The 16787-nt window shown below is 30.3% G+C and carries 17 protein-coding genes; 6 read left to right on the plus strand and 11 right to left on the minus strand.

Translation table 11 applies throughout. The features are described 5' to 3' along the window. Positions 1-2: 2 nt before the first annotated feature. The 5 genes from IPK06_13500 to IPK06_13520 are packed head-to-tail and all read left to right on the plus strand — an operon-like array spanning position 3 to position 6489. Positions 3-896, plus strand: a complete 894-nt coding sequence (locus tag IPK06_13500) for a PhnD/SsuA/transferrin family substrate-binding protein (GenBank protein MBK7980989.1) — start codon at positions 3-5, stop codon at positions 894-896. Positions 897-919: 23 nt separating this feature from the next. Further along, positions 920-1840 (plus strand): PhnD/SsuA/transferrin family substrate-binding protein, encoded by a 921-nt coding sequence (locus IPK06_13505; protein MBK7980990.1) that lies wholly within the window; start codon positions 920-922, stop codon positions 1838-1840. Between the two features lies 1 nt (position 1841). Next, entirely contained in the window at positions 1842-2762 is a 921-nt protein-coding gene (locus tag IPK06_13510) for a PhnD/SsuA/transferrin family substrate-binding protein (protein ID MBK7980991.1), read from the plus strand. Continuing rightward, positions 2759-4240 (plus strand): HAMP domain-containing protein, encoded by a 1482-nt coding sequence (locus IPK06_13515; GenBank protein MBK7980992.1) that lies wholly within the window; start codon positions 2759-2761, stop codon positions 4238-4240. The genes IPK06_13510 and IPK06_13515 overlap by 4 nt, the downstream gene beginning before the upstream one ends. Continuing rightward, complete coding sequence (locus IPK06_13520) at positions 4237-6489, plus strand: PAS domain S-box protein (protein ID MBK7980993.1); 2253 nt, start codon at positions 4237-4239, stop codon at positions 6487-6489. Before IPK06_13515 ends, IPK06_13520 begins: the two co-directional genes overlap by 4 nt. Here IPK06_13520 and IPK06_13525 read toward each other — a convergent pair. Continuing rightward, positions 6486-7388 carry a DUF1684 domain-containing protein gene (locus IPK06_13525; protein ID MBK7980994.1) on the minus strand — a complete coding sequence of 301 codons (903 nt, stop codon included), beginning with the start codon at positions 7386-7388 and terminating at the stop codon, positions 6486-6488. The two genes, IPK06_13520 and IPK06_13525, sit on opposite strands and share 4 nt — an antisense overlap. A 71-nt stretch (positions 7389-7459) precedes the next feature. Here IPK06_13525 and IPK06_13530 point away from each other — a divergent pair, with 71 nt between their 5' ends. Beyond that, positions 7460-8395, plus strand: a complete 936-nt coding sequence (locus IPK06_13530; protein ID MBK7980995.1) for a glycoside hydrolase family 5 protein — start codon at positions 7460-7462, stop codon at positions 8393-8395. 156 nt (positions 8396-8551) lie between these two features. On the opposite strand, the gene IPK06_13535 is transcribed toward IPK06_13530, so the two are convergent. The 10 genes from IPK06_13535 to IPK06_13580 all read right to left on the minus strand — a co-directional run bounded on the left by IPK06_13535 (position 8552) and on the right by IPK06_13580 (position 16785). Then, complete coding sequence (locus IPK06_13535; protein MBK7980996.1) at positions 8552-9004, minus strand: hypothetical protein; 453 nt, start codon at positions 9002-9004, stop codon at positions 8552-8554. Positions 9005-9094: 90 nt separating this feature from the next. Next, positions 9095-9628, minus strand: coding sequence for an outer membrane beta-barrel protein (locus IPK06_13540; protein MBK7980997.1), 534 nt, complete (start codon positions 9626-9628; stop codon positions 9095-9097). Positions 9629-9642: 14 nt separating this feature from the next. Then, positions 9643-10845, minus strand: a complete 1203-nt coding sequence (locus IPK06_13545; GenBank protein MBK7980998.1) for an ABC transporter permease — start codon at positions 10843-10845, stop codon at positions 9643-9645. Positions 10846-10849: 4 nt separating this feature from the next. Further along, entirely contained in the window at positions 10850-12040 is a 1191-nt protein-coding gene (locus tag IPK06_13550; GenBank protein ID MBK7980999.1) for an ABC transporter permease, read from the minus strand. A gap of 6 nt (positions 12041-12046) precedes the next feature. Next, positions 12047-13024: an efflux RND transporter periplasmic adaptor subunit gene (locus IPK06_13555; GenBank protein MBK7981000.1), complete on the minus strand. Its 978-nt coding sequence runs from the start codon at positions 13022-13024 to the stop codon at positions 12047-12049. Between the two features lie 9 nt (positions 13025-13033). Further along, positions 13034-14482 (minus strand): TolC family protein, encoded by a 1449-nt coding sequence (locus tag IPK06_13560; protein MBK7981001.1) that lies wholly within the window; start codon positions 14480-14482, stop codon positions 13034-13036. A gap of 53 nt (positions 14483-14535) precedes the next feature. Next, positions 14536-15123, minus strand: a complete 588-nt coding sequence (locus tag IPK06_13565; GenBank protein ID MBK7981002.1) for a TetR/AcrR family transcriptional regulator — start codon at positions 15121-15123, stop codon at positions 14536-14538. A 70-nt stretch (positions 15124-15193) separates the two neighbouring features. Next, a complete protein-coding gene (locus IPK06_13570; GenBank protein MBK7981003.1) occupies positions 15194-15625 on the minus strand; it encodes a (4Fe-4S)-binding protein in 432 nt (143 codons plus the stop codon). Between the two features lie 16 nt (positions 15626-15641). Beyond that, entirely contained in the window at positions 15642-16328 is a 687-nt protein-coding gene (locus tag IPK06_13575; GenBank protein ID MBK7981004.1) for an SDR family NAD(P)-dependent oxidoreductase, read from the minus strand. A 7-nt stretch (positions 16329-16335) separates the two neighbouring features. After that, positions 16336-16785 carry a MarR family transcriptional regulator gene (locus IPK06_13580; GenBank protein MBK7981005.1) on the minus strand — a complete coding sequence of 150 codons (450 nt, stop codon included), beginning with the start codon at positions 16783-16785 and terminating at the stop codon, positions 16336-16338. Positions 16786-16787 lie beyond the last annotated feature (2 nt).

Consider the following 16787-nt stretch of genomic DNA (forward strand, 5'->3'; position numbering starts at 1 on the left):
ATATGAAAAATCAACCTAAGGCGTTTGTGCTTTTTTTACTTTTTTACAGTTCCGTTTTCGCACAGCAAAAACTTGAAAATAATAATCTTAAACCAATTTATGTTGGCTTCTCAATTTCACTTTTTAATGATGTTGATATTAGAGATGCGGAAGCCGCTATTAAAATGTGGGGAAATGAATTATTAAAAAATATGAACTCCACAATAACTCCGGAAACTTCAATATTTGAAACAAGCGATGAGCTGATTTCTGCAATAAATAATAATAAGGTTGATTTGGTTGCAATTCCAACGCTGGATTTTTTGGCAATAAGAAACAAAGTAAAACTTGAACCGCATTTAATAACTTCCATTAATGGAAAACATGGATATGATTTTATTGTTGTTGTAAAAAAAGATAAAAATTTTCATAAAATAGAAGATCTTAAAAATAAGATAATTAATCTTCCGGCAAAAACTTCGGGTCGTTTGGCAAAAATGTGGTTAACCGTTTTTCTTAATGATAAAGGAATTAAAATTGATAAATTTTTTAAAGAAATGAGAGAATTTGAAAAGCCTTCTCAAGCTTTATTGCCGGTTTTTTTTAATCAAGCAGATGTTTGTGTTATTCCTTCAATGTCTTATAACACAATGTTAGAATTAAATCCGCAATTAAAAAAAGAACTTGTTGTAATTGAGACTAGTCCAATTTTGGTAAACGGATTAATGTGCATTAATAAATTGATTGAGCCCGATCTAAGAAAATCTTTGCTCATCGCAGCATCTAAGCTTGGCAAAACGCCTTCCGGCAAACAAATATTAAATTTATTTAAATCCGAAGATGTAATAGTTTTTGAGGAGAAGTATTTAAAAGAAATTGAAATATTAACAGAGAAATTCAATAAAATAAAAAAATGATTTAATTAAACACATTTTCGCTTATGAAAAAAAAATACGGTAAAAAGGCATTAATTAATATTCTAACTTTATTGATTGTAATGTTAACAATTTACAGCGATTTAATTGCCCAAGACGCTCAAACAAAACACAATTCAAATATTGGAATTACTAATGAAATGTTTAATGATGTAAACATAAGAGACGCAAAAGTAATTATAGATCTTTGGGCTAAAATGATTCATGAAAGATTTATAACAAGTTTGCAAACCTCAACATTCATTTATAAAAATATTGATGATATGATAAAGGATATTAACAGTGAAAAGGTCGATTACTTGTTTCTCAATGTACCTCAATATTTAATGCATAAGTCTTCCTTAAAAATTGAGCCGTATTACGGCACATTATTAAACAAGAAAAAATCTTTTGATCTTTTATTTATTGGAAAAAAGGAAATAACTTTAAAAAGTTTTAATGATTTACGAAACTCAACAATTGTTGTTCAGGGTGGAAGGTATAAAACTCTTAGTGAGCTTTTTCTCGATTATTTGTGTTTATCAAACGGAATAACAAAAAAGGAAAATTTCTTTAAAAAAATCATATTTGAAGAAAATGCATCTAAAACAATTTTGGGTACTTTTTTTGGTAAAAATGATTTTTCCATTATAACTAGCAGTACATTTGATATTATGTCAGAAATGAATCCTCAAATTAAAAAAACGCTAAAAATAATGTATAAAAGAAAAAACTTAGTAAATGATCTTTTTTGCTTTAGAAGTACCTTAGCACAAAAATATAAAGATCTGGCAATTAATTTTGGCAATAATATAGATTCAAATCCTAAAACCTCACAAGTTTATAAAATATTTAAAATTGACGGATCTTATGAAATAAATAACTCTGATCTTGAGCAAACTCTTGAGCTTTGGGAAGATTATAATAAATTAAAAAATCAAAAATAACATGAACGATTGTCTTAAAATATTTCAAAACGTATTTCTTTTTTTCCTTGTTTTTTTAATCTTTTTATTAAACGACGCTGTAGCTCAAAATAAACTAAGAAAATTTTACCGTTTGGGAATGTCTAAAGAATTGCTGGAAGACGTAAATGTTAAAGATGCACAAGCTGTGTTGGAAATATGGACTGAAATTTTAAAAGAAAATTTTAAGGATGTTGATAAAATTAGCGTAAGCCTATTTAACAATGCTGCCGAATTGGTTGAAGCAATTTCAAAAAAAGAAGTTGATATTATTTATACAAGCGGTGTAATTTTTAAAGAAAACAGCTTAGACAAAAAATATGAGCTTGAACCAATTGTAATTTTAAATACAGGAAATAAAAAAGCCTTCGATTTATATTTATTTGCAAATTCTAAAAATAAAATTTCGGGTTTTAACGATTTGAAAGGCAAAACCATAATGGTTCAGGGTGGAAAGTTTAAAATAATAAATGAACTTTGGCTTGATTTGTTATGTCTGCAAAATGGAGCAAAAAATAAATATAATTTTTTTAAGAAAGTTGAGTTTACTGAAAAACCTATGCAAAGCATTCTGCCGGTATTTTTTGAAAAAGCTGATTTCTGCATAATAAGCAGTATTTCATATTTTGCAATTAAAGAACTAAACCCGCAAATCTCTAAAGCATTATATAAAATTTACGAAAGAAAAAATTTGGTAAACGAAGTAATTTGTTTGCCTAAAAGTTTTTCTAAAACAGAAAAGGAAATTATTCATAACGCATCTATAAATTATGAAAATTTGCCCAATATTAAGCAGCTGGGTAAAATTCTTAAGTCCCTTGGTTCTTACACATATAGCGACTCTTCCTTTGCCGGAACAAGCGAACTTTGGAATGATTATCAAAAATTAAAAAATGAAAAATGAAAAAAAGAAGAACCATATTTTTTAGAATTACTTTTCTTTCTTGGATGCTCATAATTGTGACTTTATCAATTTTTATTGTCACCACTATTCCTTTTCAGAAACAAATGCTAATTGAAAGAATGAATTCCGAAGCCAAAGACATTGCTTCGTCTATAAGTCAAGTTACAGCTACCGCGATTATCTCTGAAGACTATAGTTTTGCGCTTGAACATTGTATTAAAGTTGTTGAAGAAAGTAAATCAATTCAATATACTATAATTACAAAAAAAGACGGATTTTCTTTGGTTATTTTAGACAGCGGCTGGACCTTGGATACTTTACGCGGAAAATGGATTGAACAAAATTCAGATGCTTTAAAAGGAGAATTTGTTTATGAACCATTATTAAAGGATGAGGTTTTTTATTATAAATATCCGTTTAGTTATTCTGGAATTGAATGGGGTTGGATTCATATTGGACTTAGTTTAAAGAACTACAACGATGGAATAAGACAAATATATTTTAGAACCATTTCTTCTTCGGTTGTATCAATTTTAATTGGTTTAATAGCTTCAATTCTAATTGCAAGAAAAATAAGCAAACCGATTCATCATTTAAATGAAGTTACAAAAAAAGTGACTCAGGGAAATTTATCCGTACGTTCCGAAATAAAATCCGGCGATGAACTTGAGGGATTGTCTGAATCGTTTAACGCCATGACAGAAGCTCTGGGTGAAGCGCAAATTAACTTAGAAAAAAAGGTAATTGAAAGAACCGCCGAGTTGGCAGAATCCAACATTGCTCTTGAAAACGAAATTACTATAAGAAAAAAAGGCGAAGAACTCTTACAAAATTCTCTTAACGAAAAAGAAGTCTTATTAAAAGAAATTCACCATAGAGTGAAAAATAATTTACAAATAATTTCCAGTTTACTGTATCTTCAAAGTAAAAAGTTTGACAATGAAGAAATTCAAAATATATTCAAAGACAGCCAGACACGTGTTAAATCAATGTCTCTTGTTCACGAAAAACTTTATCAATCTAAAACACTTTCACATATCGATTTTAAAGAGTATATTCAGAATCTGACAAGTTATATTTTTAATTCTTATAAAAATAACAGTCATATTAGAACAATTGTTGATTCTGAAGATGTTAAGTTAAATATAGATACAGCTGTTCCTTGCGGTTTAATAATTAATGAAGTTGTTTCAAACTCGATGAAATATGCCTTTCCGGAAAATTACAAGATTGAAAAACCAAGAATTACTGTATCGTTAAAGAAAATTGAAGATTTAAAATATGAATTATCAATTTCGGATAACGGAGTTGGACTGCCTCAGGATTTTGAAAAAAGAACGACTAAATCTTTGGGATTTCAGTTAATTAATAGTTTGGTTGGGCAAATAGAAGGAACGCTTCAGATAAAGAACAGTGTCGGTACAGAATATAAAATAATTTTTATTGATAGAAATAAGGTAAGAACAAAGGAAGTATGACGCCGCCAAAAATTTTAGTTGTTGAAGATGAGAGTATTGTATCATTAGAAATACAAAGCCGTATTGGAGATTTAGGGTATTTGGTTTCTGATGCAGTATTTAGCGGAGAGCAAGCTTTGCTTTCTGTCGAAAATAATACACCGGATTTGATTTTGATGGATATAAATCTACGCGGTGAAATTGACGGAATAGAAACAGCTAACTTAATAAGTCAAAAATTCAGCATTCCAATTATTTATATGACCGCATATGCAGACAACGAAACTCTGCAAAGAGCAAAAGCTACATCGCCATATGCTTATATTATTAAACCGATTGAAGTAAGAGAACTTCACACTTCTATTGAGATTGCTTTGTTCAAATCTTCTATTGAAAAAAAATTGATTGAAAGTGAAAAGCGATTTAGAAGTTTGTTTGAAAACGCTACTATTGGTTTCTATAAAACATCATTTTCCGGCGAGCTTTTAATGGCAAACAATGCGTTTATTAAAATACTTGGAATTGACGAAGATGATTTGAAGTTTAACAGAAATATTTCTTACGGATATGTTGACATCAATAGAAGAAAAGAATTTATTGAACTATTAAATAATGAAAAAATTCAGCCTTATTTAATTAATAACGGAAATATTCTTGGTTTTGAATCTGAATGGAGAAAAAAAGACGGAAGTATAATTTACATTTCCGAAAGCGCGCGAAAATACATTGATGAAAACGGTAATATTATATTTGAAGGTACGGTTGAAGACATTACAAAAAGAAAAATTGCTGAGCTGGATCTAAAAGAATCTGAGGAAGTTTTATCTACAATATTTAACAGCGGCAATAATGGAATAATTATACATGATGAATATGGAAAAATAATTAAAGTTAATGAAAGAATTTTAGATTTTCACAATATTACAAATGAATATGCGCTAACGTTAAATATCTCCGACTTAGTTAAAGACTCTTATAACCTTGAAAAATTAAAATCCGAATGGGAAAAAGTATTACAAGGGGAAAACAAAGTAATTGAAATTAAAACAAATTCTTTAAAGGATGACAAGCTATACGATATAGAAATTTACTTGTCAAAATTATCGATAAAAGAAAATAATTACGTACTTGCAAACCTTAGAAATGTTACCGAACAAAAACGTGCAAACAGCACCTTAATAAGAACAAAAGAAGTCTTGAGAAAAGTTTTTGATAATGTTTATAACGCTATTTTCATACACGATACAAACGGTGATATAATTGACGTTAATGATAAAGTATTAAGTCTGTACAACGTTTCAAAAAATGAAGCTTTGTCGATGAATATAAGTCAAATATCAAGCAGCGACAGCCCTATGTATAAAGTGAAAGATTATTGGCAGAAAGTGGTTGCGGGCGAAGATCAATTGTTCGAATGGAAAGCAATGAGACCGGGTGATAAATTTGTATTTCCGGTTGAAGTTTTTTTAACAAAGATATCAATCGATAACAACGATTTTATACTTGCAAATGTTAGAGATATAACTGAACAAAAAAGAAATAAAGAAGACCTTATATTTGCAAAAGAAAATGCAGAAAAGTCAAATAGATTGAAAACCGATTTTCTTGCGAGTATGTCTCATGAAATAAGAACTCCTGTAAATACAATTTTAAGCTACAGTTCTTTATTGAAAGATGAACTTCTTGATATGAATTTTACACAGTTTGACGATATTTTTCGCTCTATATCTATTGGCGGACAAAGATTAATTAGAACGGTTGACTCAATTTTAAATATGTCACAGATACAAACCGGAACTTATGAGATTATTAATCAAGAGTTAAATTTGGAAGAAGATGTACTGCGGTCTGTTTATTCGGAATTTAAAATTGATGCGGTAAATAAAGGTTTGGAATTCGGCTTAATCAATGAATCAAAAAATCCATTTGTAAATGTTGATTATTATTCGGTTGGTCAATTGTTTACCAATTTGGTTGATAATGCAATAAAATATACGCAATCGGGAAAAGTCTCAATAAAGTCTTATAATTTGGATAATTATTTACTTGTTGACGTTTCAGATACTGGAATTGGGATTTCGGAAGAATTTTTAAAAGAGATTTTTGACCCTTTTACTCAAGAATCTCAGGGTTATACCAGAAAGTTTGAAGGAAACGGATTAGGTTTGGCTCTGGTAAAAAAATATTGTGCATTAAACAACGCGGAAATTTTTGTAAAAAGCGAAAAGGGATGCGGAAGCACATTTACAGTAAAATTTAACAACATTTAGTGTCCCCCACTATAATTTTTTTCGCCGGCTGTTATTTTAACTTTTAATTTATTTTCTTTTGTAGGTAGCGGGCATGTAGCAAATTTAGTAAAGGCACATGGCGGATTATAACTTTTATTAAAATCAATTATTACATTATTGCTTGAATCAGGTTTATCAATAACTAAAAATCTTCCGGCCCCATATGTTTCATCACCGCTTGTTAGATCTGCAAAAACCAAAAACATTTTATCTCCGGCTGAAGTTGGTTCTAAAGTAAATTCTTTTTTATCAATTAAAAATTTTAATTTTCCAGGAGAGAAATCTTTTTCAATTGTTCCAATAATTGTCGGTATTTCAACTTCTTTTGGAACCTTGTTTGGAATAAATTCGGCTTTAATTTTCCAATCTCCATCAATCGGAAACCTTTCTATGCCTTCAAAATTTTTTAACAGATCGGCGTTCAAGTCTCTTAATCTAATTCCAAATTTTTCTTCGCGTTTAATAACAAACCATCTAAAGGAATCTAACTCAAATATTGTCGGATTTCCCGACATATCATTTTTAACTTCTATTTTGTTTACTCTGTTGCCATTGGAAAAAACATTTACGTTATTGTAGCTTTCAAAAATTAAAGATGAATCCTTTTTTATAACCTTACCAATTTCCGCTGGAGCGTTTTTAGGGAAAACAATTTTATTTTTATCGCTTGATCCAATTGTATTTTCACCTTCCTCAAGCCAGTAAAGCCCGACTAAATTAAGCCATCCGGATTCTTTTTTCAAATTTTCAATTCTTTTATTATGCCAGTCCTCAACTTCTTTCTTGTATTCTGGTGAAACGGGTTTAATTTCTTTTTGCGTTTGACATGAATAAAATAATATTATTAAAAATAAAAAAAATGTGTGTCGTGCGTTCACTAAATCCTCAAAATATATTTAAAATAATAATAAGCGTAATTTGTAATTTTAACAAGTTATAAAATAATATTATGCTAAAATCTTTTGAATTAAATACTAAAATTGCCCGCGGTATTAGTCTTGGCAACGCTTTGGAAGCGCCGAGTGAAGGCGAGTGGGGATTAAAAATCCTTCCTGAGTATTTTAAAATAATTAAAGATGCCGGTTTCACTTCGGTTAGAATTCCAATTCGCTGGTCGTCTCACGTTTCAGATAAAATTTCATTTAAAATTAAAAATGAATTTTTTGCTCGGATTGATGATGTTATAAATCAAGCTCTGGAAAATAATTTAATTGTAATTATTAACATCCATCATTTTAATGAACTATATAAAAATCCATTTAAATATGAAAAAGGTTTTTATCTTTTATGGGAACAAATCGGTGGGCGTTATAAAAATTATTCCCAAAATTTACTTTTCGAAGTATTAAACGAACCACATTATTTTTTAACTCCAAGAATTTGGAATGGATTATTAAAAAACGTAATACCGATAATTCGAAACAAAAACAGAGACCGGGTTCTATTAGTCGGTCCGGCAAAATGGAATAATATTGAAGGGTTTAGAAAATTTATAATTCCCGATAATGTTGATAACATAATTGTAACATTCCACTATTATAAACCTTTCGTTTTTACACACCAAGAAGCAGAGTGGGTAAAATTCAGCAAGTTTTTCAGAGGAAAATTATGGGATGCTTCCGACAAGGAAATCCTTAAAATTGAAAAACATTTTTCCAAAATAAAAAAATGGGGAATTGAAAATAATTTTCCAATTAATCTTGGTGAATTTGGCGCTTATCATAAAGCGGATATGAAATCAAGAATTAAATGGAATCAAACAATTGTTAATACAGCAAAGAAAAATAACTTCAGCTATATTTATTGGGAATTCGGCGCCGGCTTTGGGGTTTTTGATATTGTAAAAAATGAATGGAAATTAGATTTATTAAAGTCAATATTTTAATTCTTTCTATTTGGTATTTTTCATTTTGTCTTTTCTTTCAATATTCACAAAAATGATTTTGTCTTCAGCACAAATGTCTAAGTAATTATTTTGTTACTATTCTTACATCAAAATATTAATGGTGGATATGAAAGAAAGTAAAACAATGTATTAAAATTAATTACTTTCCAATAAACCGAATTGTGTAAAATGATGTGTAAAATGTTTATTGTGAAACATTTTCCATTCTTCAAAATTTAATGGACCAAATGTTGCGTTCAGCATCTTAGCTTCGGGATGCTCTTCAAAATAAATAATAAAATCATTTATTTCATTATTTAACCGTAAAATTGAAGTTTCTAAATTTGGATAAACCAATGGCTGTAATCCTTCGCCAAGAACCGGATTAATAAAATTCTTCGGCAGTGGTTTAGAACTAAGCAATATTCTAATCATTAAAGGATATTTTTCAGGCGGGCTTATACATTTATTAATAATTAACTTTCCATTGCTGGTTTGAACCGCTAAGACCAAATGTTCAATCATATGCTGAGGAGTCATTTTACCCCAAACGGGCACTGTGTCTTCTTTTAAGTTGCTCAATAAATTTAACAAATTATCAAAGGCCATAATTTTCTTTCATTGCTTTATGATAAAAGCAAAGCTAAGAATAATTATGACCTTTTTCCACACCAATCAAGAATGGAGTTCTTGATTTTTTTATAAGCTAATTCTTAGCCCCAAACTGCTGCCCCATCCTACATATCCGTATCCGTCGGTGTACATTCCCAAATCGCCATTAATGAATAACATTGACATTAACGGAACATTAACTCCAACACCCAATCTTGCGTTGATAATATCTTTTGAATTATCCGATTTTTGAATATTATCATTGTATTCAATATTTCTGTGTGTGAAAACAAATCCGCCTGAAAAATATGGCTGTATGCTTTTGAATTCATAGGGATGCAGAAGACCTGTGAAATGAAATCGCAGATCTTTTTCTTTGCCAAATCCATTTTCTAAATTATCATCTAAATATTCACCGGTTAACGCAATTGAAAATTCTTTTGTTAATCCTTTGCTGATTACAAGTCCATAACCATAAGGATTGTTAGATTCACTAATTTTATTTTCATTCGAATCATTATGAAAATGTGAACCAATTACTCCAATAGAATAACCTAATGATTGTGAATAAATATTTGAAACGGAAAACATTACAATTAATACAACAATTATTTTTTTCATTTTAAACCTCTTGTTTAAGTTGTTTTTAAAATCGATTCTTGGGAATGTGTGTTCCCATAAGAATTTTTTATTAAATGATTTATTCTAAAATAAGCGAGCCCATATCCAATTAAAGCAAGAATAACCAAGTGAATCATCTCCGGCAAAACATCGTATATTCCCGCTCCCATTTGTGTTATTCTTGTATATGCGGCGAAATATGGCGTACTGGGAATTAAATTTGAAATTATTTTTAAATAGGCTGGCATTGATTGTCCCAACCAGCTGTATCCGGAAATTAGAAATACCGGGTATGATGTCAATGTTAAAAATTGCAGTGAAATTATTTTTCTTTTAAAAAATGACGAAAGAAAAATTGTAAGGTTAATTACGGAAATTAACATTATTCCGGTAAGAATAAATATCGGAAAAAACTCGCCTCTGTTCGGTATTTTAAATATGTTAAAATTTACGATAACAAAAAAAAGAGAGTACGAACCGAACAAAATCAAATAAAATATTCCTTTGCCGTTTATTATTAAATTTGGTTTCCCATTTGCCAGCCGATTTAATTCTCTAATTGAATTTGACTCTCTTTCTTTTGCCATGCTTTCAGAAAGACCTATCAGTAATGTTTGCTGCAATATGAGAACAAATACTGCTGGAATTAAAAAATCACCATACGACTCGGTAAAGTTGAACATTGGTCTAATGTCCATTTTCACCGGCTGTATATGTTCTTTTGCTTGTTCAAAACCGTTCCCTTTGGTTACAAAATATTTTACACTTATAGACGCGTTTGTAAAACCGATAACTTCATTAATCGCTTTGTTCAAATCATTTGAAACTAAAAATCTTGTTCCGCTTAAATAAATTTTTAATTCTGAAGGTTTTCCATTTTTCAGTTTTGCCTCAAAATTTTTTGGAAAGTAAATGATTCCTTTTATTTCTTCCGATAAAAGTTTTTGATTGCCCTCGTCAATACTTGAAATATTATCTACAATTTTGAGCATTGGATGTGAGTCAAAGAATCTTGTTATTTTATGTGTTGTTGCGGAATTGTCTAAATCCAATATGGCAATTTCAACATTGCTTTCAACTTTGTTATAATAAATTGATCCGTAAAAGAAAGAATAAAACAATGGCGCCAATAAAATAACAGATCTAATATTTATATCTTTCGCAATTAATCTTAGTTCTCTTACAAATATTTTTTTTATTGATTTATAACTTTTCATTTTATCAACCCATACCAACTACAGATTCATAAATTTCTTTTAGTTTGTGCATTTTAAATTGTAACGCTGTGAGAATACCAATTATTGAAATTATACTAAAAAAGCCAAGCACTGCAAGCTCATTGTAAATATCATGATTTTCCGCACCCATTTGATAAACTTTTAAAAATGCGTTTAAGAAATGAGTAAACGGCAGAAGTTGTGCAAACATTCTATGAATTTGGGGCATTGCCCAAATGGGAAATGTAAATCCGCTGAAAATAAATGCCGGTGTATTAATAAAAACCGCGACTTCTGTTGCAAGAAATTGATCATTAAGAATTGCCGAAATGAATAGCCCCATCAAAAATGAAGCGAAAACAAAAACAAACATTAATAATATCAATGAAAGGTAAGATCCATTAATTTTAATATTGTAAATAGGAAAAACGACACCAATAATTAAGATTATTGAGGCAGCATGAATTATTAAATGAGGAATACTTTTTCCAATCAGAATATTATAAGCTTTATTTTCGGCAAACGTCACCAGTTCGTGAAATGTATTGTGGGAAAATTCAGAGCTTATTACAATAACTGCGGAAAGCATAATCATCATTTGTAATGAAAAAGTTAATAAGCCCGGAACTAAATAGTTTTCATAACTGTAATTTGAATTATAAAGTGAGGCTGTTTCAATTTTAATTGGGTTAATTACTGCGAATGCTTTTTCGTTATTCAATCCGGTAGATTTTAATTTTTTGAGTAAAACACCACCGGAAATGGTCTTAATTATTTGTGCGCTTTCTTTATAAATATAGTTGGATACCAAAATGTTGGTCGAGTTTTTGTAAACTATCACCGTTGTACCTTTTCCCGACTTAACATCTTTTTCAAATTTTTTCGGTATTACAAAAGCTGCTTGAATATTTCCTTTTTTAAATTCTAATTTTATATTTTCAATCGAGTACAAATTTTCAACTATATTCATTGTCGGTGACGAGTCAATTAATCTTGTAACTTTTCTTGAAAGACTTGTGTTATCATTATCTAGTATTGCAATTGGAAGATCGTGAACTAATTCTTCTTTATAAATTTCCGCAAATAAAAAGAACACAATCAAAGGTAAGATTATTTCTAAAAGGTAAAGAGTTCTTCTTTCTTTAATCCTTTTAAACTCACGAATAATTATTTTGTTTATCGATTTCAAATTCATTTTATTTTATATTTTAATTCTTACTGTCATTCCCGGTCTAATATTCTCAATCGGAAGTTCACTTTTTAAGTGAACTTCAAAAGTTTTAAGATCAAAATCGCCTTTTTGGTTTGTTGGTTTCCATGATGCAAAATCAGCCATTGGTGAAATAAAATTAATTTTAAAATCCACTGATTTATTTTTTAATGCCGGAACTTCTCCTTTGAACGAATCACCTAATTTCAAATTTCCCAATTCATTTTCTTTAAGTTGTAATACAACGTAATATTCCCTTGGATTTATTATTGTAAAAATTGGATATCCGCTTGCGATCACTTCGCCTTGATCTGCAATTCTATTGGATACTTCGCCGTCAGTCGGAGACTTTAATTCCAATTCCTTATAGTATGCAATTGCTTCATTGTAAGCTCCTTCTGCCTGATGGTATAATCCTTCCGCGCCATTTTTTTCTTCTTCTCTGGCTCCCTTTAAAACCAAATCGTATTTTGCTTTTGCCGCCTCCATCTGATCTTTTGCTGTATTATATTTAAAATTTATTTCGTCATACTCATGAGTGGAAATTACCGAGTCCTTATATAAATTTTCTAAACGATTTTTTGTTATATTCGCAAAATCAAATTGTTCTTTTGCCTGCATGTACAGTTTTTCAACGGCAATTATTTCTTCATACCTTGCGCCTTTATTTGCCATATCTACCTTACTTTTAGCCGCTTCCATCGCGCCTTTTGCCTGTGCTATTTTTGCGTCTATTTCTTTTGATTCCAACTTTGCAAGAATCTGACCTTTCAAAACTTTATCACCCTCTCGAACATAAAGCTCTTCTATTCGTCCAGGAATTTTTGATGCCACATCGATTTCGTCAATTTCAACAATACCAACTATTATATTTTCTTCATCATTTAATCCAGCGGCCCATATAATAACCGCCGATAAAATTATTATTACTGGAATAGCAAAAACCCATTTGCTTTTTATAACTTTCATTACCTCTCCTTAATTATTCCAAATATTTAAAAATTCTTCGCTTTCTCCTGCTGCATTTTCAAGATCCGATAATGAGATATAATAATTGAACAACGCCGCACTTATCTCAATTTCTACTTTTTCTAAGGCTAAACGCGAGTCTATGACTTCCAGGGATGTACCCAATCCGTTGTTAAATCTTTTTGAGTTCTGTCTAAAGTTCTCTTCTGCCAGCTCTAATGTTTTATTAAGTTTTTCAAACTCGGCTTGATTGTTTTTTAAATCCCTGAATGATTTGTTGATCCACAGCTTAATATTTTTTTCTGATCCTTTTAAAATATGATCTACTTCCTCTTCAACCGCTGAGGCATTTTGAAGTTTGAGATAATCTTTAAATCCATTGAAAATATTTAACTTAGCTTGAATTCCAACTGCCCAGCGTGGTTCTAATGCTGATAAATATTGAGGATAAAGTTCATATTTTCCGAAAGCGGCAATTTGAGGAAGAAATTCTGATCTTGCCGCATTGTAATTTTGTTCCGCGGAAATTTTTTTCTGTTCAATCATCTTTAATATCGGCTGATTGTTTTCTGCTTTTGCTAAAAATATTTCTATAGGTTCTTTAATCTCTACAAATTTTAACGAATCCGTTAATTCAATTTTTACGCTGTCATCAAACGAAATCAAACTTTTAATTGCAAGCTCGGATAATTCCAAAATGTTTTGATCGTTAAGCAAATTTCTTTCAGCTTCTGCAACCGCTACCTCTGCGCGCAATAAATTATTTTTTGCTATCAATCCTTGATCCAATAAACACTGCGCATTTTTTTGATGTTGTTTTATTGCCGATAAAACATTTTTTCTCGTCGTTACGATTTCTTTCAATATCAGATTCTGCATATATGCTTTTGTGACTTCCGATATTGTTTCGTTTTTGATTTTTTCAAATTCATATCGCGATGCTTTTTCTTCCGCCGATGAATATTTTTTAGCCGCAATTATTTTTCCGCCGGCGAATAACGGCTGAATTCCAATAATTGATGCGGAATTGTAATCTTGATTTTTCAAAGTCTCCACGAATGGCGGAATTGCCGCGTTTAAAGCGCTGCTTGTTTGATTGAATATATATTGTTTTTGTGCATCGGTAAGCGCAGAGCCGGCATTAATTATATTTGAGATATTTGCTAATTCAGTTTGATTCTTTGCCTGTAGCTGAATAATCACATTTCTAATTGGGGATAAATCAATTTGTAATTTATCTTCTAAGTGATTGTAACTTCCCTGAAAATTTATTGACGGTAAAAAATTACCCCAAGCAGATAGGTTTTCGTATTCTTTGGATTTTAATTTTGATTTATATTGCAGAACTTTTTCGTTATTTCTTAAGGCAAGATCAACCGCTTCCGATAATGTAAGTTGCTGGCAAAAGGCAGATGTCTGTAGAAAAAGCAGCAGTCCAATTATTACTTTATTTTTCATATTCTTTTATTGTTGTTTAATGAATCATTATTCAAAAAATATTTAAAAAATTTTTACTTCTCTATTCCATGTTTAATTAAATATTTTACATTAAATCTTGTTTTGTTGATTGGAAATTTTTTCGGATCTGTTGCCCAGCAGTGAACCAAATGTCTTATTGCACCGAAGACAAAATCCCTAAAAATGGAGATATCAAAATTATCGGAAATAATTCCTTCTTTAATTCCATTATAAATAATTTTTTCGCCTTTATCCAAAAACTGGTTATAATATTTTAACAGATCGTTTTCAGCGGATCTTTCCAAATGATTTTGTTCATTTACAAAAACCATTGCCAAAGACGGGTTTTCTGAAAATGCGTCGAAAATCAAATCAATCATTGCGTCGAGTTTCTCCAGACTGGAAGATGTGGTGTTTTCTACAATAACATCTATTTCGAGGTTTAATTGCGACCAAAGGTCTGAAAATATTTTTACCAAAATATCTTCTTTGTTCTTATAATAAACGTATACGCTTCCGGTCGCTACATTTGCGGTTTCTGCAATTTTAGATATTTTAGAATTGTGAAATCCGTTTTTTGCGAAAACTTCAACCGCGGCTTCAATTATATCTTTTTCTTTATTTCCTTCTTTTACTCTCACTTTAACAATCCATAAATGAACGATGGTTCAAAAATAATATTGAAAAAGAAAATTGTCAAGAAATATTTTACTATTCCGCTTTAAATTCTATTTTTTTATGTGTTCCGTCACAAAAAGGTTTGTTTGATGATTGTCCGCATCTGCAAAGGAAAAATTTTTCGCCGTCTTTAACTGTTTCGCCCGATAATTTAACAATACTTAAATTGCCTTCAACCATAAGCGGACCATTGGGCATTAACGTTATTTTTGTTTTTTCCATTTTTTTAATATCCTCTTTTAATTCTAAATCTATTAATTCATATTTTAACGCTCCGGAAGGACACCTTTCTATTACGCTTATTATTTCGGATTGATCGGCTCCGGCAATATTTATCCAAGGTTTTTTAGATGTATTAAACACACTCGGCAAACCTCTTACACATTCTGCCGCATGAATGCAAACATCCGGCGCAAAACTAACTATAATTTTATCAGATTTATATTTTACTCTTTTCTCTTCCATAATCACTTTCTTTTTTTTACCAAAAAATTTCTTTTTTATCTCTAAAAACTTTTCCGGTTAAATTTTGTGTGGCTTCGTTTGCGAGCCAGACTATTGTTTCCGCACCTTTTTCAACAGATCTCGGGGCGTTTTTTCCTCCCATATCAGTTCTAACCCAACCGGGACAAACCGCGTTTACGCTAATTTTTTTATCCGAAAGATTGTTTGAAAATTGAATAGTAACCGCACTTAACGCTGTTTTAGAAATTGAATATGCAGCAGTTGAATCACCCATTTCACCAAGTAGACCCAAACCACTATGAACATTTATTATTCTTCCGCCGTTTGGCATAAACTGAAGAAAGTTCTGGATAACCAAAAGCGGTCCTAATGAATTTGTGATAAATGTTTTCATAACCGATTCAGAATCTACTGAATCTATTTTCTTTTGATTTGGTAAAATTCCGGCATTGTTAATTAAAACATCTAATTTTGCGTTAAAACTTTTAAATTTTTCAGCTGCTGTTTTTATACTTTTTTCATCAGAAACGTCCAAATCTAAAAAATCAACGTGTTCAAACTTTTCTTTAAGAATTTTAACAGCCTTTTTTCCGTTTTCAATTTTTCTTGATGTTATAAAAACTTTATAATTTAATTTCAATAATTGTCCAGCTACTTCAAATCCAATTCCACGGTTAGAACCTGTTACTAAAGCTGATTTCATTTTTGTTTTATCCGCGCATCTTATCTAACAGTTCGTTTAAAATTTGTATTTCATTTATTGTAAGAGTGCTGAACGTTTTTTCAAACTCATTATCTATTTGATCGAGATCATTTAAAACTTGTAAACCATATTCAGTAATATTTATATCCGATTTTCTTCGGTCTTTTTTACATGTGTTTCTAATAAGAAGTTTTTTTATTCTTAGTCTTTCAACCAATCGCGACGTATCCGACATTTTATCCAACATCCTTTCACGCAACGTATTTACAGAAACCGGATTTGGATGCTGACCTCTTAAAATTCTAAGTATATTATACTGTGTGCCGGTTATTCCATATTGATCAAAAAACTTCTTCTGATAATTCATCAACCAGCCGTGACTATAAATTAAATTCACGGCTAGTTTCTGAAAATCGGACTTAAATTTTTTCTGCTTAATTTCTTCTTCTAATTTCATTA

This window comes from Ignavibacteriota bacterium (assembly GCA_016713565.1).
Classification (GTDB): domain Bacteria; phylum Bacteroidota; class Ignavibacteria; order Ignavibacteriales; family Melioribacteraceae.

Coding starts and splice junctions, on each gene's coding strand:
- IPK06_13555 (MBK7981000.1), bottom strand. CDS start 13,024: ATGAAAGTTATAAAAAGCAAATGGGTTTTTGCTATTCCAGTAATAATA.
- IPK06_13545 (MBK7980998.1), bottom strand. CDS start 10,845: ATGAAAAGTTATAAATCAATAAAAAAAATATTTGTAAGAGAACTAAGA.
- IPK06_13540 (MBK7980997.1), bottom strand. CDS start 9,628: ATGAAAAAAATAATTGTTGTATTAATTGTAATGTTTTCCGTTTCAAAT.
- IPK06_13515 (MBK7980992.1), top strand. CDS start 2,759: ATGAAAAAAAGAAGAACCATATTTTTTAGAATTACTTTTCTTTCTTGG.
- IPK06_13535 (MBK7980996.1), bottom strand. CDS start 9,004: ATGGCCTTTGATAATTTGTTAAATTTATTGAGCAACTTAAAAGAAGAC.
- IPK06_13575 (MBK7981004.1), bottom strand. CDS start 16,328: ATGAAATCAGCTTTAGTAACAGGTTCTAACCGTGGAATTGGATTTGAA.
- IPK06_13505 (MBK7980990.1), top strand. CDS start 920: ATGAAAAAAAAATACGGTAAAAAGGCATTAATTAATATTCTAACTTTA.
- IPK06_13500 (MBK7980989.1), top strand. CDS start 3: ATGAAAAATCAACCTAAGGCGTTTGTGCTTTTTTTACTTTTTTACAGT.
- IPK06_13510 (MBK7980991.1), top strand. CDS start 1,842: ATGAACGATTGTCTTAAAATATTTCAAAACGTATTTCTTTTTTTCCTT.
- IPK06_13520 (MBK7980993.1), top strand. CDS start 4,237: ATGACGCCGCCAAAAATTTTAGTTGTTGAAGATGAGAGTATTGTATCA.
- IPK06_13570 (MBK7981003.1), bottom strand. CDS start 15,625: ATGGAAGAGAAAAGAGTAAAATATAAATCTGATAAAATTATAGTTAGT.
- IPK06_13560 (MBK7981001.1), bottom strand. CDS start 14,482: ATGAAAAATAAAGTAATAATTGGACTGCTGCTTTTTCTACAGACATCT.
- IPK06_13580 (MBK7981005.1), bottom strand. CDS start 16,785: ATGAAATTAGAAGAAGAAATTAAGCAGAAAAAATTTAAGTCCGATTTT.
- IPK06_13530 (MBK7980995.1), top strand. CDS start 7,460: ATGCTAAAATCTTTTGAATTAAATACTAAAATTGCCCGCGGTATTAGT.
- IPK06_13550 (MBK7980999.1), bottom strand. CDS start 12,040: ATGAATTTGAAATCGATAAACAAAATAATTATTCGTGAGTTTAAAAGG.